Here is a 21,363-nt window from a genome sequence, read left to right on the forward strand (position 1 = left end):
GCGCGGGAGCTGCGAGGATGGGCGCATGCGCATCGCTGTCACGGGTTCCACGGGTCTGATCGGTTCGGCGCTCGTCCGCTCCCTGCTGGCGGACGGCCATGAGGTGGTCCGGCTGGTCCGGCACCGGTCGAAGACGGGCCCACGGCCGGACGGCAGCACCGCGATCGGCTGGAACCCGCTGCTCGGCGAGGTCGAGCGGGACGGGCTGACCGGCGTCCAGGCCGTGGTGCACCTGGCCGGCGCCGGGGTCGGCGACCGCCGCTGGACGGACTCCTACAAGCGGGAGATCCGGGAGAGCCGGGTGTACGGCACCGAGACGCTGGCGGTCGCGCTGGCCGGGCTCAAGGAGCCGCCGCAGGTGCTCGTGAGCGCCTCCGCGGTCGGCTGGTACGGGCAGACCGGCGACCGGGTGATCGACGAGGACTCGCCCGCCGGTGACGACTTCCTGGCCGAGGTCTGCCGGGAGTGGGAGGACGCCGCCCGGCCGGCCGAGCGGGCCGGGATCCGGGTCGTCCACCCGCGCACCGGGATGGTGCTCTCCACCAGCGGCGGGGCGGGCGGGCGGCTGTTCCCGCTGTTCAAGCTCGGCCTCGGCGGGCGGCTCGGCGACGGACGGCAGTACTGGAGCTTCATCTCGCTGCACGACGAGGTGGCCGCGCTGCGGTTCCTGATCGACCACGACGACCTCTCCGGCGCCTTCAACCTCACCGCGCCGAACCCCGCGACCAACGCCGAGCTGACCACCGCGCTCGGCCGGGCGCTGCGGCGGCCGACGCCGTTCCCGGTGCCGGAGGCGGTGCTCAGGGCGGTGCTGGGCGAGCTGGCGGTCGAGGTGGTCGGCAGCCACCGGGTGGTGCCGCGGCGGCTGCTGGACGCGGGCTTCCGCTTCACCCACCCGGACGTGTACTCGGCGGTGCTCGCGGCGATGTGACGGGGCGGGTGGGGCCGGGCGCCCGGGGCGGGTGGGCGAGCTGCCCGGCCGTGGGTGCCGACCATGGGTGCCGACCGGGCGGGCGCGCGGGGTGCTGCGCGCGCGGGGCGGGTTGGCGCGCGTGCGGGTGGTGCGCGACCGTGCGTACTCCGACTACGGCATTCGCCCTGGCCAGGGGCATATGCCGAGCGTGGCTGAAGGGGGCCCGGGAAGGGGGCGCACGGGAGCACGCGACGGGCGCGTCGCACGCCCCCGGTGACCGTACGCGCCCGCCGACCCCCGAACCCGGCCGCCACGGCGCACTGTCCGTGACCGGCGTCCTGCCCGGTGCCGCACAACCCGCCCTTCCCCTCGGATCCGGTCCGACGCGCTTGTCTGATGCTCACACTGACTGGGCATCACCCTCCACGGACCGTGTCCCGGCACCCCGCTGCCTGCGTCGGCCGGAGCCCCGGGACCAGGGAGGGAGCACGCCAGTGCCCACGTACGACTTCACCCGCCGTGCCCGTCGGACGTCCGACCCGGACGTCGTCGTGGTCGGTGCCGGACTCGCCGGCCTGGCCGCCGCCCGCGCGCTCACCGGCCACGGCCTCGCCGTTCAGGTCCTGGAGAGCACCGACCGGATCGGCGGCCGGATGGCCACCCGCGAGCAGGACGGATTCCGGCTCGACGACGGCAGCCACCTGCTGAACACCGCCTTCCCCGAGCTGCGCCGCACGCTCGACCTCGACCGCCTCGACCTGCGCCCGCTCGCGCCCGGCGTACTGGTGCACAGCGCCGGCCGCCGGTACCGCGCCGGGGACCCCCAGCTCACCGTCGCCCGGCACGCCACCACCCGGGCCCCGCTCGGCAGTCCGCTGGACAAGGCCCGGCTGGCCGGTTGGCTCGGCCGGCTCGCCACCACCCCGGTCGGCCGGCTCCAGGCCAGGCCGGAGACCACCGCCGCCCGCGCGCTGGCCGGCCACGGCCTCGCCCCGCGCACCGTGGACGGCTTCCTGCGCCCGCTGCTCAGCGCGCTGCTCTCCGATCCGGCGCTCGGCACCAGCAGCCGGATCGCCGACCTGGTGCTGCGCTCGTACGCGCGCGGCCGCCTCTGTCTGCCCGCCGGCGGCATCGCGGCGGTACCGGCCCAGCTGGCCGCCGCCCTGCCCGCCGGCACCGTCCGCACCCGGATCCAGGTCGGCTCGATCGCCGCGGACGGCGTGGAGACCCTCGCGCACGGGCGGATCGGCGCCCAGGCCGTGATCGTCGCCACCGACGCCCGCTCCGCCGCCGAACTGCTGCCCGGGCTACGGCTGCCGGACTTCCACTCCGTCACGACCTTCTACCACGCGGCCGACCGCGCCCCGCTGGGCGAGGCCGTCCTGCTGCTCGACGGCGACCGGCCGAACGGGCACCCGCCACTGGTCTCGCACTCGCTGGTGCTCAGCGAGCTGCACCCGTCCTACGCCCCGGCCGGCCAGGCGCTGGTCGCCACCACCGTGCTCGGGCGGCGCACCTTCGACGCGAGCGGCCCGGCCGGGCTGGAACCGGCCGTCCGGACCCGGCTGGCCGCGCTGTACGGCACCTCGACGACGGGGTGGCAGTTCCTCGGCGTGCGGCACGTCCCGGACGCGCTGCCCGCCATGCCGCCGCCGCACAACCCCCGGCGTCCGGTACGGCTGCTGGCCGGGCTGTACGTCGCCGGGGACCACCGGGACACCAGCACCGTGCAGGGCGCGCTGGTCTCCGGGCGGCGGGCGGCAGAGGCGGTGCTGCGCGACCTCGGCGTCCCGGTCGACGCCAGGGAGGCCGAGGCGGCGGCCTGACGGTCCCGGTCCGCGGCCGGCAGGCCGCTGCCGGCACGTCGAGGCCTCCCCCCACACCAGCGGTCTGCCGGGGTGACAGACCGACGGCGTGCCGGGACGCCGACGCGCCCGTTCCGCCTGTTCCGACCGTTCCGCCTTCCGATCGGTCCGTCTGTTCCGACCGTTCCGCCTTCCGATCGGTCCGTCTGTTCCGATCGGTCTGACCGTTCATCGGATGATTCCGACCACTCGGCCGGTCGCGCGGTGAGCGCCACCGCCCAGCGACCGGCCCTGATCCCGATCCCCGCCGCAGCCGTGGCCGCCCCGCTGCTCGCCGACCGGCTGCCGCGGTGGGTCGTCGTACCCGACCACCGTCCCGACCGCGGTCCCGACCGCCTTCCCGACCCGCCTTCCGACCGTCGTGTCCGGGATCGCGCTCGGCTCCTGACCGGCCGGGACGTACCGGGCCGGGGCACGTCGACGACCCGGCCGGCTCCGGAACCGGTTCCGGCACGCCGCGCGGCGGCCCGCTGGAAACGGGCGGGCACCGCGTGGCCGGTCCCGGTGGCAGTGGTGCTCGACGCCGAGCGGCCGAGGGCCGGGCCCCGCGCACCCGGCCGCTCAGATCACCCCCGCCTGCCTGGCCGTCTCCTCGAAGGCGCGGGCCACCGGGCTGCCGCGGTACGGGGTGAGGCGGCGGTGGAAGTCCCGGACGTACTCCAGCGAGCGGGCCGAGCGCATCTCCCCCGCCGCCCGCAGCGCGTCGGTGGCCATGGTGCAGGCCTCGTCGAGGTCCCCCATGCCGAGCCTGGCGGTGGCGAGCACCAGGCGGCAGAAGATCCGGCTGCGGGCGTAGGCGGGCGAGCGCAGCCGCAGCGACTTCTCGGCGTGCTGCGCGGCCGTCCGCCACTGCTGGAGGTCGCGGTAGCAGTGGGCGAACTCGTCGGAGAGCTGGGCCTCGTCGAAGTAGCGCGCCCAGGAGGGCAGTTCGTCGCCGGACCGGGCCGCGGCCAGGGAGCGTTCGGCGCGCACCAGGGCGGTGGTGCAGGACCGCACGTCGCCCAGCAGGCCGTGGCCGCGGGCCTCGGCGGCGTGCATCAGCGACTGGACCACCGGCGGCACGGCGGTGCCCACGCCCTGCTGGGCGACCCGGGCGAGCTGGACCGCCTCCCGGCCGTGGCCGAGGTGGACGGCCTGCTGGCTCATCGTCACCAGCACGTAGCCGCCGAGCGCGCGGTCCCCGGCGGCCTGGGAGAGGCGCAGCGCCTGGACGAAGTAGCGCTGGGCGAGGCCGTGCGCGGCGATGTCGAAGGACGTCCAGCCCGCCAGTCTGGTGAGGTCGGCGACCGCCCCGAACAGGGCCCGGCCGATCTGCTCGCCGTAGCGGCCGCGCAGCATCGGCTCGGCCTCGCTCTCCAGGTAGCGGACCAGCGCCTGGCGGGCGTGGCCGCCGCCGTAGGCGTGGTCGAGCGCCCGGAAGAGGTCGCCGACGGCGCGGATGGCGGCGATGTCGCCGCGGCCGACCCGCAGGGTGGGCCGGGACTCGCGGGCCTGGTCGGTGTAGGCCGGCTCGACCGCGACCGGCGGGCGGCGGCTCTGGATCGGCACCCGGCCGATGGTGGGGGCGGTGCCGGTGGTCCCCGCCGTGCTGCGGGCGGTGGGGGCACCGGGGGCGCCGACGGCCGGGCCGCGCGCCGGGCCCATGGGGGACGCGCCGGGCGCACCCGGCGCCGGGGCGCCGGTGATGGCCGCGGAGGTGGCGCTGCCGGACGGCGGCCCGGCGGCGTCCGGCCTGACCAGGGTGGAGCCGTCCCGCGCGACCCGCTCGTCGGTGCGGCCGATCAGCCAGTCCCGGCTGGGGACGACCAGGCCGGCCGGGGTGAAGGCGATCCGGCGCAGCTCGGACTGCGGGCCGTTGTCCTTGCGCCACATGCTCGCCACGATGTCCACCGCCTCCTGCGGCGTCTCGGCGAACTCCAGGCCGGCGTAGACCGGGGCGCAGGCGTCCAGGCCGAGGTCCTGGGCGGTGAGGCGGCGGCCGAGCCGGCGGGTGAAGACCTCGGCGATCAGCGCCGGGGTGGCGCCGCGCGGCTGCTGGCCGCGCAGCCAGCGGGTGACCGAGGTCTTGTCGTAGCGCAGGTCGAGGCCGTGCTCCAGGCCCAGTTGGTCGACCCGGCGGGCGAGGCCGGCGTGCGAGAAGCCGGCCTCCTCGATCAGCGCCGCGAGCTGACCGTTCTGCGGGGCCGGGCCGGAGTGGCCGGGGCCGCGGGCCGAGGCGGGCGCGGACGCGACGGGGTTCTCGTGCCGTTCAGGTGTGGCCTGCACGGGCAGCCGCAGGTCGTCGGCGCCCGGGGCGTCGGCGGCCAGCGTGTCGGCGGTCAGGGCGTCGGGGGCGTCCGGAAGGGTCCGGCCGACCGGACCTCGGTGCTGGCCGAGCGGGTCGAGCGGTCCGTACGCCGGGCTGTCGGTTGCAGGCCGTTGGGGCATGTCTGTCAACACCTCTCGGACGTCGCACCTGGCCTCACCAGCACTTCGGCGGCCTGGGGCGGCGCCCCCTGTCGGGAATCGGCGTGAATGTAGCGAGCATTCGGGCGCTATGGGTGGATCTGACCGAGCAATCCACCGAACGGGTGAAGCAACCGCGCCCATTGTGGGGAAGCGCGCTCACGTTGGGTTTGGTCATCCGCAGCCGAACCGTCAGCCGATCGACCGGTCGATCCACCGTTCGGACCCCGCGCCGTTCTCATGGCTGACAACACCACAGCCCAACGGGATGCTGTGGCGGTCCGCCACATGGGAGCGGGGCCGCCGGATTCCTACCGTTCTCGGCCATGGACACCTCTACTGCCCGCCCGCTCGCCGGCCGCACGGCCATGGTCACCGGGGCCGCCTCGGGCATCGGCCGGGCCTGCGCCGAGGCCCTCGCCGCCGCCGGCGCCCGGGTCTACGTCGTCGACCTCGCGGCCGACCCGGCCGAGGAGCTCGCCGAGCGGATCGGCGGCCGCGCGATCGTCACCGACCTCGCCGACCCCGGGGCCGTGGACGCCCTGCCGGACGACGCTGACATCGTCGTCAACAACGCCGGCCTCCAGCACGTCGCGCCCGTACACGAGTTCCCGCCGGACCGCTTCACCCTCATCCAGCGCGTCATGGTCGAGGCCCCGTTCCGCATCCTGCGCCGCACCCTGCCGCACATGTACGAGCAGGGGTGGGGCCGGGTCGTCAACGTCTCCTCCGTCCACGGGCTGCGCGCCAGCGCCTTCAAGTCCGCGTACGTCACCGCGAAGCACGCCCTGGAGGGCCTGAGCAAGACCGTCGCGCTGGAGGGCGCTCCGTACGGCGTCACCAGCAACTGCATCAACCCCGGCTACGTCCGGACCCCCCTGGTGGAGAAGCAGATCGCCGCCCAGGCGCTCGCCCACGGCATCCACGAGGACGAGGTGGTCGAGCGGATCATGCTCGACCGCACCGCCGTGAAGCGCCTGATCGAGCCCGACGAGGTCGCTCAGCTGGCCCTCTGGCTCTGCTCCCCCGCCGCCTCCTACATCACCGGCGCCAGCCTCCCCGTCGACGGCGGATGGACGGCGCACTGAGCGGGGAGCGCTCCGGGATCCGACCGGCCCGCTCATAGGGCGGACAGGCACATTCGACCCCGGGACTGTGTGGGCCACCCACATAGTCCCGGGGTCCGGTGCTTCCTACCTTGTGGCGACATCGTCTCCCCCTGGTTCTGGAAGTGGTGGCCATGAACGCCTCTGCGCGAGGTACGACGGCGAGCAGCTCACTCCCGAGAGTGGTAGCCGCGAGCCTGATCGGCACGACCATCGAGTGGTACGACTACTTCCTGTACGGCACGGCGGCGGCGCTGGTGTTCGGGAAGCTGTTCTTCCCGCACAGCGACCCGCTGACGGGGACCCTGCTGTCCTTCCTGACCTACGCGATCGGGTTCGCCGCGCGGCCGCTCGGGGCGCTGGTGTTCGGGCACTTCGGGGACCGGGTCGGGCGCAAGCGCCTGCTGGTGGTGAGCCTGCTGCTGATGGGCGGGTCGACCACCGCGATCGGGCTGCTGCCGACGTACGACTCGATCGGGGCCGCGGCGCCGGTGCTGCTGACGGCGCTGCGGCTGGTGCAGGGCTTCGCGCTCGGCGGCGAGTGGGGCGGCGCCGTCCTGCTGGTGTCGGAGCACGGGGACCAGCGGCGGCGCGGGTTCTGGGCGTCCTGGCCGCAGGGCGGGGCACCGGCCGGGAACCTGCTGGCGGCGGGGGTGCTGTCGCTGCTGACGACGGTGCAGTCGGACGCGCAGTTCCTCGCGTGGGGCTGGCGGGTGCCGTTCCTGCTGTCGGCGGTGCTGGTCGTGGTCGGGTTGTGGATCCGGCTCGCGGTGGACGAGTCGCCGCTGTTCAAGCAGGCGCTGGCGGCGAAGCAGAAGCGGGAGAAGGAGCGGAGGAGCGCCGAACGGCCGCCGCTGGTCGAGGTGTTGCGGAACCACTGGCGGGAGGTGCTGGTGGCCATGGGCGCGCGGATGGCGGAGAACATCTCCTACTACGTGATGACGACCTTCGTGCTCACCTACGCCGTCACCCACGCGCACTTCTCCAAGCAGACCGCGCTGAACGCCGTCCTGATCGCCTCCGCGATCCAGTTCGCGCTGATCCCGCTGTTCGGCGCGCTGTCCGACCGGGTCGGGCGCAAGCCGGTGTACCTGGTGGGCGCGGTCGGGGTGGGCGTCTGGGCCTTCGTCTTCTTCGGCATGATCGACACCGGGTCCTTCGGCTCGCTGGTCGCCGCCGTGACCGTCGGCCTGGTCTTCCACAGCGCCATGTACGCGCCCCAGGCCGCCTTCTTCTCCGAGCTGTTCGCGACCCGGATGCGCTACTCGGGAGCCTCGATCGGGGCCCAGTTCTCCTCGGTGGCGGCCGGCGCCCCGGCGCCGCTGATCGCCACCGCGCTGCTCAAGGACTACGGCAGCGCCACCCCCATCGCGGTGTACGTGGCCATCGCGGCGGCGATCACCGTGCTGGCGGTGCTCTGCGGCCGGGAGACCAGGGGCCTGGACCTCGCGGAGGTCGCGGAGGACGCGCCGGACGCCGGGACCGCGGGAGCGGACGGGCAGCACGGCCAGGAGGCGGACGCCGCCTCCACCGGGAAGCCCGCCGTCGCCTGAGCCCGGAGCCCGCCGGGAAGCCCGCCGTCGCCCGAGTCCCGAGCCCGCCGGGAAGCCCGCCGTCGCCCGAGTCCCGAGCCGGTACGATCGCGCTCTCTCGGAACCGACGGAACCGACGCCGATTGGCAGCACGCACCATGAACCACCCTCACGAAAGCGCCGCGCCCGCGCTGCGGCGGCTGCTCGACCTGCTCGCCTCCGGCGCCGCCACCGAGGACTTCGCCGACGTGCTGGCCGACGCCCGCCGCCGCGGTGCGTCGGCCGCCGTCCTCGCCGAGATCGACGACGCCACCTGGCAGGCCCTGCGGGTCCACCGCACCCTGCGTCAACACCGGCGCCGCGAGGCGGAGTTGACGGCCCTTTTCGACACCGCCGGGGACCTCGCCGCGTCCCGGGACCTGGACACCGTGCTCCAGGCGATCGTCCGCCGGGCCCGGATGCTGCTCGGCACCGACACCGCGTACCTGACCCTGCCGGACGAGGCCGCCGGCGACACCTACATGCGGGTCACCGACGGCTCGGTCTCCGTCCTCTTCCAGACCCTGCGGCTCAGCCTCGGCCACGGACTGGGCGGGCTGGTCGCCCAGACCGCCCGCCCGTACGCCACCCCCGACTACCGCGCCGACGAACGCTTCCACCACACCGGCACGATCGACGCGGGCGTCCTCGACGAGGGCCTGGTGGCGATCATCGGGGTGCCACTGCTGATCGGCGGGCGGGTCATCGGCGTCCTGTTCGCCGCCGACCGCACACCGCGCGCCTTCTCCCCCGACGAGGTCGCGCTGCTCTGGTCGCTGGCCGCGCACGCCGCGATCGCCCTGGACACCGCCAAGTCGCTGGCCGACACCCGGGCCGCGCTCGCCGAGCTGAACGCCGCCAACGAGCTGGTCCGGGCCCACTCCGCCGCCGTCCAGCGCGCCGAGCAGGCCCACGACCGGCTCACCGACCTGGTGCTGCGCGGCGCCGAGGTCCCGGACGTCGCCGCCGCCGTCGCCGTCCTGCTGGGCGGCGAGATAGCCGTCCTGGACGCCGAGGGCGAGCCGCTGGCCGGACGCTCCGCACCCGCCGCGGAACTGACCGCCGCGGTCGCCGCCTCCCGGGCCGAGGGCCGGTCCGTACGGCACGGCGACCAGTGGGTCTGCGCGGTGCTCGCCGGACACGACGCGATCGGCACCATGGTGCTGCGCGGCCGGCCCGACCTGGACGACGCCGACCGGCGGCTGTTCGAGCGGGCCACTGTGGTCACCGCGCTGCTCCTGCTGCTGCGCCGCTCGGTCGCCGAGACCGAGAACCGGGTCCGCGGCGAACTGCTCACCGACCTGCTGACCGCGCCCGAGCGCGACCCGGCCGGGCTCACCGCGCGCGGCCGCCGGCTCGGCGTCGACCTCGCCCGGCCGCACCTGGTGCTGGTCGCGGAGCCGGCCGACGGGAAGGACGACGACCGGGGACGGCTGGCGGGCGCCGCCCGGCGCTACCTGTTCGGCTCGCGGGGCGTCAGCGCCGAGCACGCCGAGACGGTGGTGCTGCTGGTGCCCGCCGAGAACGGCGGCGCCGGTGGCACCGGGGGCACCGGCGATCCCGAGGAGACCGCCAGGCAGGCCGCCGAGCGGCTGGCCCGGCTGGCCGGGTTCCCGGTCACCGTCGGTGCCGGCCGCCCCGCCGCGGGACCGTCCGCGCTCGCCGCCTCGTACGGCGAGGGCCTGCGCTGCGTCCGCGCGCTGCGGGTGCTCGGCCGGGCCGGGGAGGGCGCCTCGGCCCGCGCGCTCGGCTTCCTCGGCGTCCTGCTCGGCGACGGCCACGACGTGGACGGCTTCGTCGGCGCGACGCTCGGCCCGCTGCTGGCGTACGACGCCCGGCGCGGCACCGAGCTGGTCCGCACCCTGCGCACCTACTTCGACTGCGGCGGCAGCCTGACCCGGGCCAAGGACGAGCTGCACGTCCACGTGAACACCGTGGTCCAGCGGCTGGACCGGGTCGAGGCGCTGCTCGGACGGGACTGGAACCACCCGGAGCGGTCGCTGGAGCTCCAGCTCGCGCTGCGGCTCCAGCTGCTCGCGGGCTGAGCGGGGCGGGGCCGGGCGGGGCGTCCGCTCGGGGCCGGACGGGGCCGGATCGGGCGGGGCGGCTGCCCACGGGCGGCCGAAGGGGTCCCGCCGGGCTGGGCGTACAGTGGCGAGGTTGGTCTCGAACGCCTGGCAAGGAGCGGCAGCGGTGAGCGAGAACGTGCGTTTTGTCCACATGGGCATAGGTGAGCGGACGGTGCCCTACCAGGAGGCCTGGGAGGAGCAGCAGCGGCTGCACGCGCTGCGGGTCGCGGACGAGATCCCCGACACCGTCCTGCTCCTGGAGCACCAGTCGGTGTACACCATGGGCAAGCGCACCAACCCCGCCGACCTGCCGCTGGACGGCACCCCGGTGGTGGAGGTCAACCGCGGCGGGGAGATCACCTGGCACGGCCCCGGCCAGCTGGTCGGCTACCCGATCGTCAAGCTGCCCGACCCGATCGACGTCATCGCCTACGTCCGCCGGCTGGAGGAGGCGCTGATCCGCACCGCGGGCGGGTTCGGCATCGACACCGCCCGGGTCGAGGGCCGCAGCGGGGTCTGGGTGCTGGGCGAGTCCATCCCGGACGCCGTGGTGGACCCGGCGCAGGTGGTGGACATCGGCAGGCTGACCCTGCGGATGGGCCTGCCACTGGGCATCGACCCGCGGCTGGCCGGCCCCGAGTACGCGCCCTCCAACGCCGGCCAGCGCGGTGACGACCGCAAGCTCGCCGCGATCGGCGTGCGGGTCGCCCGCGGGGTGACCATGCACGGCTTCGCGCTCAACTGCGCCCCGGACATGACCTGGTTCGACAAGATCGTGCCGTGCGGCATCCGGGACGCGGGCGTGGCCTCGCTCACCGGCGAGCTGAAGCGCGAGCTGTCCGTCGCCGAGGCCGCGCCGGTGGTCGAACGGCACCTGGCCGACGTCCTCGCCGAACTGCCGGAGCCGGCGCTCAGCCGCTGAGCACCTCCCGTCCCGCCCGCCCGGCGGCCGCCGGAGATCACGGCGGCCACCGGGAATCTACCGACCGGTAGCCGTGTTGCCCTGCGATTGCAGGGCGGCAGGCCCGGCGAAGGCCCCACAACCACAGGCGTACCCTGGGGGTACCCCGTCTAGTTCTAGGAGTCGCACGTGTCCGCTGTCGCGCCCGACGGCAGGAAGCTGCTCCGCCTGGAGGTCCGCAACAGCGAGACCCCCATCGAGCGGAAGCCCGAGTGGATCAAGACCCGCGCGAAGATGGGGCCGGAGTACAACGCCCTCCAGTCGCTGGTGAAGAAGGAGGGGCTGCACACGGTCTGCCAGGAGGCCGGCTGCCCCAACATCTTCGAGTGCTGGGAGGACCGCGAGGCGACCTTCCTCATCGGTGGCGACCAGTGCACCCGCCGCTGCGACTTCTGTCAGATCGACACCGGCAAGCCCGCCGAGTTCGACCGCGACGAGCCGCGCCGGGTCGCCGAGTCCATCGTCACCATGGACCTCAACTACGCCACCATCACCGGCGTCGCCCGCGACGACCTGGCGGACGGCGGCTCCTGGCTGTACGCCGAGACGGTGCGCCAGGTGCACGCGTTGACCGCGGGCCGCGAGGCCGGCCGCACCGGCGTCGAGCTGCTCATCCCCGACTTCAACGCGGTGCCCGAGCAGCTGGCCGAGGTCTTCTCCTCCCGCCCCGAGGTGCTCGCCCACAACGTCGAGACGGTGCCGCGGATCTTCAAGCGGATCCGCCCGGCGTTCCGCTACGAGCGCTCGCTGGACGTCATCACCCAGGCCCGCGCGGCCGGGCTGGTGACCAAGTCCAACCTGATCCTGGGCATGGGCGAGACCCGCGAGGAGGTCAGCCAGGCGCTGGCCGACCTGGTCGGCGCCGGCTGCGAGCTGATCACCATCACCCAGTACCTGCGTCCCTCGCTGCGCCACCACCCGGTGGAGCGCTGGGTGAAGCCGCAGGAGTTCGTCGAGCTCCAGCAGGAGGCCGAGGAGCTGGGCTTCGCGGGCGTCATGTCGGGCCCGCTGGTGCGTTCCTCGTACCGGGCCGGCCGACTGTACCGGCAGGCGCTGGAGCGGCGCGCGCAGGCGGCTGTCTGACGGCCGGCGGTCGGTTTCAGGCCATGGAAGGGCGGAGCGACTGCTCCGCCCTTCCGGTTTTCACCACGCTTTGACTGCCTGGTCACGGACTGGTAACACGGGGTGGGGACTCTGGACGCCTGATGGGCGTTCGATTCTTCTCGGCCATCACAGCCAGGAGAGGAGCTGTTCGGCATGGGGATGCGGATCCGGTCGGTGGGGGTGGCGCTGCGGTTCGCCGAGAGCGTCCTGCTCGCTCCCGGCCAGCGGCACGCACGGCGCAACGCCTGGGCGGCGGTGTGCGAGAACCGCAGGTACGCGGCGGACCGCCGGCACGACGAGGCGGTGGCGGTGTCGGGGTCGTCCGGGGTGTCCGGACCGGCCGGGACACGGCCGTAGGTGCGGCCGTAGGTGCGGCTGCCAGTGCGGCCACGGGGCGGGCCGTCCGCGCGGCGGTGACGCTTCGGCGTCGGCGATGGCCCCGGCGTCGCTCTGTGCGACGGTGTGCGGGCGCTCGGGTCACGGTTGGGGCGAACGGGTACCCGGGCTTGGATATCCCGTACCCGTGCCACGTACCATGAGCGTTATGGCGAGGGAAACATCCGAGAACCCCGGACGGCTGAAGCAGATCCGTCTGGCGTACACCATGACCAAGAAGGTCGACACCAAGATCGGCCTGATCATCGCCGGCGTCGGCCTGCTGACCTTCGGCGTGTTCCTCGCCATCGGCTTCGCGATCGAGCACCCCGTCTACCTGGGCATCCTGGGCTTCATCGTGGCCGTGCTGGCCATGGCGATCGTCTTCGGGCGCCGGGCCGAGCGCGCCGCGTTCGGACAGATGGAGGGGCAGCCGGGGGCCGTGGCGGCGGTGCTGGACAACATCCGGCGCGGCTGGAGCTCCAGCACGACGCCGGTGGCGGTCACCCGCAACCAGGACGCGGTCTACCGTGCCGTGGGCCGGGCCGGCATCGCGCTGATCGGCGAGGGCAACCCGAACCGGGTCCGCCAGCTGCTGGCCTCCGAGAAGAAGAAGATGGCCCGTGTGGTCGGCGACGTGCCGGTGCACGACATCGTGGTGGGCACCGGCGAGGGCGAGATCCCGCTGAAGAAGCTCCAGGTCCACCTGATGCGCCTGCCCCGCGCCATCACCGCCGCCCAGGTCACCGAGACCAACGACCGCCTGCGCGCGCTGGGCGACCTGCTCTCCAAGGCGCCGATCCCCAAGGGTCCGATGCCGAAGGGCGCCCGGATGCCCAAGGGCGGCCAGGCCCGCTGACCCTCCCTCCCCTGACGACAACGGCCCCGCCGCGGAAGCTCCGCGGCGGGGCCGTTCTGTGTCCTACGGGACCGGCGTGATCGCATGGGGCCGGGATGGTCCTACGGGAACCGGGGGGTACGGGCCTGGGGTGGCCGCACCGACCCGGGCGCTAGATCCGGACCTCGACGGTGCCGACCGCCTTGTCGTGCAGGCCGCGGGTGTCGCGGTCCCAGACCAGCGGCGGCACCACCAGGCAGAGCAGCAGGGTGCGCAGCAGGACCTGCGGGATGGTCGCCCGCCTGCCGTCCAGCCGGACCACCCGGAGGCCGAACAGCCGCTTGCCGACCGTCGTGCCGGTGGTGGCCAGCAGCAGGGCCGCGACCAGGAAGAACAGCGGGCTGGTCCACAGGTTGGCCTCGGCCTGGTCGCCGCGGGCGATCAGCCCGTACGAGATCAGGGCGACCAGCCACCCGTCCACGAACAGGGCGCCGATCCGCCGGCCGGGGCCGGCGATCGAGCCGGGGCCCTCCTTGGGCAGCCCGAGGCGCTCGCCGCGGTAGCCGAAGTCGGCGCCCAACTTCTCGGCGGCCGCCCGGGGGCCGTCGATCCACGATCCCAACGCTTCTCTGGTGTCCACGAATCCACACTAACCGGGCTGACGGCGTGCACCCCCACCGGCTCCCCTCCGGCCGGGGCAGCACCCCCCGACCGGGTGAACCGTCGTTCCCGGGCTTTCCAAGTGGTCCAGACCACTTGCGGAAGGACGCCCAGCTCGGCGAGGCGATTTGTACAGGCCCGTCCATCTTTGCCACCCGTGCGGCGGCCGTGGTTAACATCTAGGAAACGACCGGGTCACCGGCTGGAAACGACCCATTCCTATGGTGAGCCAAATTCGCACCGAGGAGGATGGATGTTCAACAACGCCGCCGAAGTGAAGCAGTACATCCAGGACAACGACGTCAAGTTCGTCGACGTCCGCTTCTGCGACCTGCCGGGCGTCTTGCAGCACTTCTCCGTACCCGCGGCGACCTTCGATCCGTCCGAGATCCTGATGTTCGACGGCTCGTCGATCCGCGGCTTCCAGGCCATCCACGAGTCCGACATGGCTCTGGTGCCGGACCTCGCCACGGCCCGCCTCGACCCCTTCCGGGCCGAGAAGCACCTCAACATCAACTTCTTCATCCAGGACCCGGTCACCGGCGAGGCGTACAGCCGCGACCCGCGCAACGTCGCCAAGAAGGCCGAGGCCTACCTCGCCTCCTCCGGCATCGCCGACACCGCGTTCTTCGGGCCCGAGGCCGAGTTCTACGTCTTCGACTCGGTCCGCTTCGAGACCAGCGCCAACGCGTCCTTCTACCACATCGACTCGGAGGCCGGCGCCTGGAACAGCGGCGCCGCCGAGGGCGACGTGCGCGGCTACAAGGTCAAGTACAAGGGCGGGTACTTCCCCGTCCCTCCGGTCGACCACTTCGCCGACCTGCGCGCCGAGATGTCGCTGGAACTCGCCGCGGCCGGGCTGGAGGTCGAACGCCAGCACCACGAGGTCGGCACGGCCGGCCAGGCCGAGATCAACTACAAGTTCAACACCCTGCTGCACGCCGCCGACGACCTGATGCTGTTCAAGTACATCATCAAGAACGTCGCCTGGCGGAACGGCAAGACCGCCACCTTCATGCCCAAGCCGATCTTCGGCGACAACGGCTCGGGCATGCACGTCCACCAGTCGCTGTGGACCGAGGGCTCGCCGCTCTTCTACGACGAGCAGGGCTACGCCGGGCTCTCCGACACCGCCCGCTACTACATCGGCGGACTGCTGCGGCACGCCCCCTCGCTGCTGGCCTTCACCAACCCCTCGGTGAACTCCTACCACCGCCTGGTGCCGGGCTTCGAGGCGCCGGTCAACCTGGTCTACTCGCAGCGCAACCGCTCGGCCGCGATCCGCATCCCGATCACCGGCTCCAACGCCAAGGCCAAGCGCATCGAGTTCCGCGCGCCGGACCCGTCCTCCAACCCCTACCTGGCCTTCTCCGCCATGCTGATGGCCGGCATCGACGGCATCCGCAACAAGATCGAGCCGCTGGAGCCCGTCGACAAGGACCTCTACGAGCTGGCCCCCGAGGAGCACGCCAACGTCCCCCAGGTCCCGTCCTCCCTCCCCGCCGTCCTGGAGGCCCTGGAAGCCGACCACGAGTACCTCCTCGCGGGCAACGTCTTCACCCCGGACCTGATCGAGACCTGGATCGACTTCAAGCGCACCAACGAGATCGCCCCGATCGCCCTCCGGCCCCACCCGCACGAGTTCGAGCTGTACTACGACCTGTAGAGGGCCTCCGACCTGCGGGAACGCAGGTCGGTCTCTCAACGTTTCCGCAGGTCAGCACCTCGCTGACCTGCGGAAACGCCGGCTGCCGACTCGCGCCGAATGCCCTGGGCTCGCCGTGTGGAATGAGAGTGTCGCGACGCTGCCCGGTTTCGAGCCGTTCCGCGCGGTCCCGCCGAGCGGGAACGCAGCGCGTCTCTAGTCCGCGGCCAGCGCGGACAGGATGCCGAGGCGAGCCGCCCGCACAGCCGGGGTCAGCGCCGCGAGGACGCCGGCGATCACGGCAGCCGCCGCCAGTTCCGCAAGGGTGATCCAGGGCACTGACAGGATGGTTTGCCCCTCGCCCGCCATTCGATGGAGGGCGATCCCCCAAGCGATGCCGAGCGACAGTCCTGACAGAGCCCCCAAGGCAGTGATCACGACCGACTCCAAGCGGACCATGCGGCGGACTTCGCGGCGTGAGGCGCCGACCGCGCGCAGCATGCCGATCTCGCGCGTCCGTTCCCCGACCGACATGGCCATCGTGTTGGCCACGCCCAGCACCGCGATGACGACCGCGAGGGTCAGGAGCCCGTACGCCATCGAGAGCATCCGGTCGGCGCTGTTTCGGACGGATGCCTTGTAGGCCGCCCGGTCCTGCACGGCCAGCTGCGGATACCCGGCCAGCGCCGTGGTGAGCGCCTTCCCGACCGCTGTCGGGTCCGCGCCGCGGGCCGCGAAGGCGAACAGGGTGGTGTCGGAGGCGGTGGGAGCCAGGGTGGACAGGACGTCGAATCCGACACTGGGCGCGAGTCGTACCCGGCCCATCGACATGCCGGGCGGTTCTTGGCGTTGAACGGCGCCGATCGTCAGGGTCACCGGGCGGCTGCCCGGTCCGGCGAGGGTGACGTGGTCGCCGATGCCGACGCCGAGTCGCTCGGCCATGGCGTCCACGAGGACGATCCGGCCGTGGGCGAGCGCGGCCTGCGGGTCGCCCGCTGGGTAGGTCTCGTGCATCGCGGTGGGGAAACCGGGCTCGTCGCCGTAGACGGTGGTGGACAGCGTGGTCGCTCCGGCGGTGAGCGTGGCCCTGGTGACCCGTTCCCTGACGATCTCGCCGATTCCCGGTACGCGCCGCGCCGCCTCGGCGGCCTCGGGCCCGAACTGCGCCTGCGAGTGCTGTCCGCTGACGATGAAGTCCGCGCCGAGCATCCGGTCGGTGCGAGCCGCCATGGAGTCCGAGGCGGAGGCCGCCGAGACGGCCATCGCCGTTGCCACGCAGATGCCGATCATCAGCGCGGCAGAGGTGGCGGCAGTGCGGCGCGGGTTGCGCAGCGTGTTCCCGGCGGCGATCGCGCCGATCGGCCCGAAGAGCCGCGGGAAGGCGGCCGTCAGGACCGGGACGACGCCGCGGACGAGAGCGGGCCCGAGCGGGAAGAAGGCGATCAGGGTCAGGATCATGCCCGGCGCCGTCGCGGCATGGCCCGCGATCAGCAGACCGGCCCCGGCCAGCAGCAGCGCCGCGCCGGTCAGCGTGCGGCCCCGGCCGGGCCGGGTGCTCGGCGCGGCCGCCTCGCGGAGAGCGGCCATCGGCGGGATGCGTCCCGCACGCCGCGCCGGGATCACTCCGGCGGCCAGCGTGGCCACGGTGCCGACGGCGTAGCCGACCAGCACGGCGTCGGGCCCGACGACCAGCGAGGTCGAGCCCAGGTCGAGGCCGAAGGAGGCCATCGCCGCGTGCAGCCCGACGGCCAGCCCGATCCCGGCGCCGATGCCGAGGGTGGAGCCCAGGAGGCCGAGGACCAGGGCTTCGAGCAGGACGGACCGGTTCACCTGCCGGCGGCTCGCGCCGATCGCGCGCAGCAGGCCGAGCTCGCGGGTCCGGGCCCCGACCAACATCGAGAACGTGTTGAAGATGAGGAGCACGCCGACCAGGACGGCCACCACCGCGAAGCCCGTCATCACCATGCCGAGGAAGTCAGTGGTCTGACCGGCCCCGTTGTCCGGGCTCACGGCGGTCGGATCCTTGGCCTGGACCTGGACCGCGCCGCCCAGGGTGGCCTCGAGGCCGCGACGGAGGTCGGCGGGCGTCACACCGGCGGCGGCGTCCACCCGGATCGAGGTGGCCGCGCCGGGCTTGCCGAGCAGCCGCTGCTGGGCGGTGGCGGTGTCGACGTAGACGCGGGTGTTGCCCTGGCTGGCGGCCTTGAAGTCGGCGATGCCGGTGACCCTGGCCTCGAACGTGCCGGGGACGGCGACCACCCGGATCGTGTCCCCGATCCGCACGTGGGCGCGGTCCGCCGAGACGCGGTCGAGCACGGCCTCGTCAGGGCCCTGCGGGGCCCGGCCGCCGGCGAGCCGCACCGGCGACCGGTCGGAGTCGTACCAGTTGCCCGCCAGTACGGGGATGCTGCTCTTGGCGCCGAAACCGGACATCCCGCCGGCCGCGTCGATCGCCTTGTCCTGCGAGTCGGTCAGCGTCGCGGTGTCGACCGTGACGTCGGGGTACGCCGCCGCCACGCCCGGCACGGCGCGCACCTTCCCGACCAGGGTGTCGGCGTCCGGCAGCGTGCCGCCCTCGCCGACCACGGCCCGCTGCACCGCGTCGCCGGCCTCGGCCGGCCCCGTGCCCGCCGGCAGCGGGGCAGTGACGGTGACGTCCGGGGCGCTCGCCGCCGCGGCGTCGTCCAAGGCCCCGTTGATCGTGCCGGTGAAGATCATCGTGCCGGTGACGAAGGCCACCGAGAGCACCACGGCAAGGCAGGACAGCGCGAGTCGTCCTGTGTGCGCGAAGATCCCGCGCAGCGCCACCTTCGGCATCAGCGGTGCCCCCCGCCTTGGCGCATCCGGTGCAGGACGGCCTCAGCGGTCGGGGACCGCAGCTCGCCGGCCACCCGGCCGTCGGCGAGGAAGACCACGCGGTCGGCGAAGGACGCGGCGGTCGGGTCGTGGGTCACCATGACGACGGTCTGTTCGAGCTCGTCCACGCTCCGGCGCAGCAGCCGCAGTACCTCGGTCCCGGCCTGGGAGTCCAGGTTCCCCGTGGGCTCGTCGGCGAACACGATCTCCGGCCGGCCCGCGAGGGCGCGAGCACAGGCGACCCGCTGCTGCTGCCCGCCGGACAGTTCCGAGGGCCGGTGGCGCAGCCGGTCCGCCAGGCCGAAGGTCACCAGGATCTCGTTGAGCCAGGCCCGGTCGGGCGTGCGGCCCGCGATCGCCATGGGCAGGGTGATGTTCTCCAGGGCGGTCAGGGCCGGGATGAGGTTGAACGACTGGAAGATGAAGCCGATCCGGTCGCGGCGCAGCTCGGTGAGCTCGCGCTCGCGCAGCGCGGTGAGCTCGATGTCGTCGATCCAGATCCGGCCGCCGTCCACCGAGTCCAGGCCCGCCAGACAGTGCATCAGGGTCGACTTGCCCGAGCCGGACGGGCCCATGATCGCGGTGAACGCGCCGCCCTCGATCTCGACGTCGACGGCGTCCAGAGCTGTGACCTTCGCGTCGCCCGTGCCGTGGACCTTGGTGATCTTCTCGCCGCGGGCGGCGGGCTCGGACACGGGAACCGGTGCCCGGCCGGAACCCGGTGCTTGATCCGGAGCGGGTGCTCGGTCGAGAGTCATGCGGATGCTCCATCCTTCGAAGATCGTCAGGTGCCGGATGGCTTTCCACGATGGCGGTCGCGGCCGGTCCGCCGGATCAGGCCGCGGCACGGAGTCGGTGTCCGGGCCCCGGGCCCGGACACCGTGTGCGCCCCTGGTCCGAGGTACAGGTCCGAAGATGCGACCGCAGACGGATGACGCGCCCACGCGCCCGCGACTAGCGTCAGGACGTGCTTCGGCCCCCGCTCACCAAACGGCTGACCCGCGTCCAACTCGTCGGGCTGGACGTCGCGGTCGGCATGGCGCTCCTGCTGTGGGGGCGTCCCACCGACGCCCAGCTCGCCACCGCCGGCCTCCCGCTCCCGGGCTGGTACGCGCTGTTGACCTTGCTGGCCTGCGCGGTGGCGGCCAGACGGCTGTGGCCCCGGCCGGCCCTCGGGGTGTCGCTGGCCACGTACGCCACGATGGCGGCCTACGGGTTCGTCAAGTTCCCGTCGCTGGCGGTCGCGTTGTGCCTCTACCAGTTCGCGCTCTCGCAGCCGCGGTCCCGGGCCGTGGCCGGCCTGGTGCTCACCGAGGCCGTCGTCGGCGTCGGCATGGCGATGGGCGGCAGCTCGGTGACCTTCGACAACGCGTGGGCCGCGATGTGGTTGGGACAGAGCGCGCCGATCGTGGCCTTCTGGGCGGCCGGCATGATGATCAGGTCACAGCGCGCCTACGACGCCGGGCTGCGGTCCCAGGCGGAACGTCAGGCGCAGGCCCGCATCGAGGAGGCGCAGCGGACGGTCATCGAGGAACGTCTGCGCATCGCCCGCGAGCTGCACGACGTGATGGCCCACAGCATGGGCGTGATAGCCGTGCAGGCCGGCGTCGGCCGCCACGTCATCACCGGACACCCTGACGAGGCCGCCAAGGCGCTGACCGCGATCGAGACGGTCAGCCGCACGGCGCTGCGCGAGATGCGGGCCCTGCTCGACGTGCTGCGGGAGGAGTCACCCGCCGACGACGCGACAGCCGCCTCGGACCTGGCGAAACCCGGCCTGAGCGACCTCCCCTTCCTGATCGAGCAGACCGGCCGGACCGGGCTCCAGGTCGAGCTGCGGATCAGGGGCGCCGTCCGGCAGCTCCCGCCGTCGATCGACCTGGCCGGCTACCGGATAGTCCAGGAGGCCCTGACCAACTCCGTCAAGCACGCTGCGACCGCCCGCGCCCGGGCCCAGGTCAGCTACCACCCGGACGGCATCGAGATCGAGGTGACCGACGAGGGCCGCGGCCGCGCCGGCCCGCCCGGCCGCCCCGGCCCCGCCGTCACGTCCGAAAGCCCTGGCGGCCGTGTCGGTCACGGCCTGATCGGCATGCGGGAACGGGTCGCGCTCTCCGGCGGCGACTTCGCCGCCGGCCACCTCCCGCTCGGCGGCTTCCGCGTCTGGGCCCGGTTCCCCACCGGGGAATCGGCGTGAGCGGGGACGTGAGCGGGGACGTGCGGGTCGTGATCTGCGACGACCAGGCCCTCGTCCGCGCCGGCTTCCGGGTGCTCGTCGACACCACGCCGGGCCTCACGGTGGTCGGCGAGGCCGGCGACGGAGCCGAGGCGGTCGAGGTCATCCGACGGGAACGGCCCGACGTCGCCCTGATGGACATCCAGATGCCCGGGATGGACGGGATCGAGGCCACCCGGCGACTGCTCGGCGGCGAAGACCCGCCACCGGTGCGGATACTGATCCTCACCACCTTCGACCTCGACCGCTATGTGTTCACCGCGCTCCACGCGGGCGCCAGCGGCTTCCTGCTGAAGGACACCCCACCGGAGGACCTCCTCTCGGCCATCGGCGTCATCGCCGACGGCGAGGCTCTGCTCTCCCCCCGCGTGACCCGGAAACTGGTGGCCGAGTTCACCAGGCGCCCCCAGGTGGCGGTCGGAGCGAACCGCCGTCTCGACGAGATCACCGACCGGGAGCGCGAGGTCCTCGTCCTGATCGCGAACGGCATGTCCAACCCGGAGATCGCCGACGGACTGCACCTGTCGCACTCCACCGTCAAGTTCCACGTCAGCAGACTCCTCGCCAAGCTCGGCGCCCGGGACCGGGCCCAGCTCGTCATCGCCGCCTACGAGAGCGGCCTCATGAACCACCGGTGAATCAGCCCTCTCTCGCTTCGGCCATGGTCGCTCCGGATTCGCCACCGCCGCCCGCGTGGAGGGCGCCGTTCTCGATGTCGT

At 73.5% G+C, this 21,363-nt stretch carries 16 protein-coding genes; 12 read left to right on the forward strand and 4 right to left on the reverse strand.

The window, feature by feature from the left end:
- Positions 1-25: 25 nt before the first annotated feature.
- Together ACZ7C5_RS24890 and ACZ7C5_RS24895 are read left to right on the forward strand one after the other, a co-directional pair.
- Positions 26-931 (forward strand): TIGR01777 family oxidoreductase, encoded by a 906-nt coding sequence (locus ACZ7C5_RS24890; protein WP_188296191.1) that lies wholly within the window; start codon positions 26-28, stop codon positions 929-931.
- Between the two features lie 476 nt (positions 932-1,407).
- Complete coding sequence (locus ACZ7C5_RS24895; RefSeq protein ID WP_401078784.1) at positions 1,408-2,739, forward strand: FAD-dependent oxidoreductase; 1,332 nt, start codon at positions 1,408-1,410, stop codon at positions 2,737-2,739.
- A 600-nt stretch (positions 2,740-3,339) separates the two neighbouring features.
- On the opposite strand, the gene ACZ7C5_RS24900 is transcribed toward ACZ7C5_RS24895, so the two are convergent.
- On the reverse strand, positions 3,340-5,205 hold the full coding sequence (locus tag ACZ7C5_RS24900) for a regulator (protein ID WP_401078781.1): 1,866 nt from the start codon (positions 5,203-5,205) through the stop codon (positions 3,340-3,342).
- Between the two features lie 344 nt (positions 5,206-5,549).
- On the opposite strand from ACZ7C5_RS24900, the gene ACZ7C5_RS24905 reads away from it, so the two are divergent.
- The 7 genes from ACZ7C5_RS24905 (at position 5,550) to ACZ7C5_RS24935 (ending at position 13,268) form a co-directional block, all read left to right on the forward strand.
- On the forward strand, positions 5,550-6,311 hold the full coding sequence (locus ACZ7C5_RS24905) for a 3-hydroxybutyrate dehydrogenase (protein WP_401078778.1): 762 nt from the start codon (positions 5,550-5,552) through the stop codon (positions 6,309-6,311).
- Between the two features lie 152 nt (positions 6,312-6,463).
- A complete protein-coding gene (locus ACZ7C5_RS24910; protein ID WP_401078776.1) occupies positions 6,464-7,882 on the forward strand; it encodes an MFS transporter in 1,419 nt (472 codons plus the stop codon).
- Positions 7,883-8,019: 137 nt separating this feature from the next.
- Entirely contained in the window at positions 8,020-9,945 is a 1,926-nt protein-coding gene (locus ACZ7C5_RS24915) for a helix-turn-helix domain-containing protein (RefSeq protein WP_401078773.1), read from the forward strand.
- A gap of 175 nt (positions 9,946-10,120) precedes the next feature.
- Positions 10,121-10,891, forward strand: a complete 771-nt coding sequence (lipB, locus tag ACZ7C5_RS24920; RefSeq protein ID WP_401079773.1) for a lipoyl(octanoyl) transferase LipB — start codon at positions 10,121-10,123, stop codon at positions 10,889-10,891.
- 168 nt (positions 10,892-11,059) lie between these two features.
- Entirely contained in the window at positions 11,060-12,013 is a 954-nt protein-coding gene (locus ACZ7C5_RS24925) for a lipoyl synthase (protein ID WP_401078770.1), read from the forward strand.
- 174 nt (positions 12,014-12,187) lie between these two features.
- Positions 12,188-12,391, forward strand: a complete 204-nt coding sequence (locus tag ACZ7C5_RS24930; protein WP_401078767.1) for a hypothetical protein — start codon at positions 12,188-12,190, stop codon at positions 12,389-12,391.
- Between the two features lie 187 nt (positions 12,392-12,578).
- Positions 12,579-13,268 (forward strand): DUF4191 domain-containing protein, encoded by a 690-nt coding sequence (locus ACZ7C5_RS24935; protein ID WP_401078764.1) that lies wholly within the window; start codon positions 12,579-12,581, stop codon positions 13,266-13,268.
- Positions 13,269-13,419: 151 nt separating this feature from the next.
- On the opposite strand, the gene ACZ7C5_RS24940 is transcribed toward ACZ7C5_RS24935, so the two are convergent.
- On the reverse strand, positions 13,420-13,887 hold the full coding sequence (locus ACZ7C5_RS24940) for an RDD family protein (protein WP_188298586.1): 468 nt from the start codon (positions 13,885-13,887) through the stop codon (positions 13,420-13,422).
- Positions 13,888-14,160: 273 nt separating this feature from the next.
- Here ACZ7C5_RS24940 and glnA point away from each other — a divergent pair, with 273 nt between their 5' ends.
- Complete coding sequence (glnA, locus tag ACZ7C5_RS24945; RefSeq protein WP_188298585.1) at positions 14,161-15,573, forward strand: type I glutamate--ammonia ligase; 1,413 nt, start codon at positions 14,161-14,163, stop codon at positions 15,571-15,573.
- A 195-nt stretch (positions 15,574-15,768) separates the two neighbouring features.
- On the opposite strand, the gene ACZ7C5_RS24950 is transcribed toward glnA, so the two are convergent.
- Positions 15,769-18,369, reverse strand: a complete 2,601-nt coding sequence (locus tag ACZ7C5_RS24950; protein ID WP_470323482.1) for an ABC transporter permease — start codon at positions 18,367-18,369, stop codon at positions 15,769-15,771.
- Positions 18,369-19,166 carry an ABC transporter ATP-binding protein gene (locus ACZ7C5_RS24955; protein WP_401078756.1) on the reverse strand — a complete coding sequence of 266 codons (798 nt, stop codon included), beginning with the start codon at positions 19,164-19,166 and terminating at the stop codon, positions 18,369-18,371. Before ACZ7C5_RS24955 ends, ACZ7C5_RS24950 begins: the two co-directional genes overlap by 1 nt.
- Before the next feature lie 209 nt (positions 19,167-19,375).
- Here ACZ7C5_RS24955 and ACZ7C5_RS24960 point away from each other — a divergent pair, with 209 nt between their 5' ends.
- Together ACZ7C5_RS24960 and ACZ7C5_RS24965 are read left to right on the forward strand one after the other, a co-directional pair.
- The gene (locus ACZ7C5_RS24960) at positions 19,376-20,605 is read left to right on the forward strand and encodes a sensor histidine kinase (RefSeq protein ID WP_470323483.1); all 1,230 of its coding nucleotides are present in this window, start codon (positions 19,376-19,378) and stop codon (positions 20,603-20,605) included.
- Complete coding sequence (locus ACZ7C5_RS24965; protein ID WP_470323484.1) at positions 20,602-21,282, forward strand: response regulator; 681 nt, start codon at positions 20,602-20,604, stop codon at positions 21,280-21,282. The genes ACZ7C5_RS24960 and ACZ7C5_RS24965 overlap by 4 nt, the downstream gene beginning before the upstream one ends.
- Positions 21,283-21,363 lie beyond the last annotated feature (81 nt).

The sequence above is a fragment of the Kitasatospora sp. NPDC036993 genome, assembly GCF_055607525.1.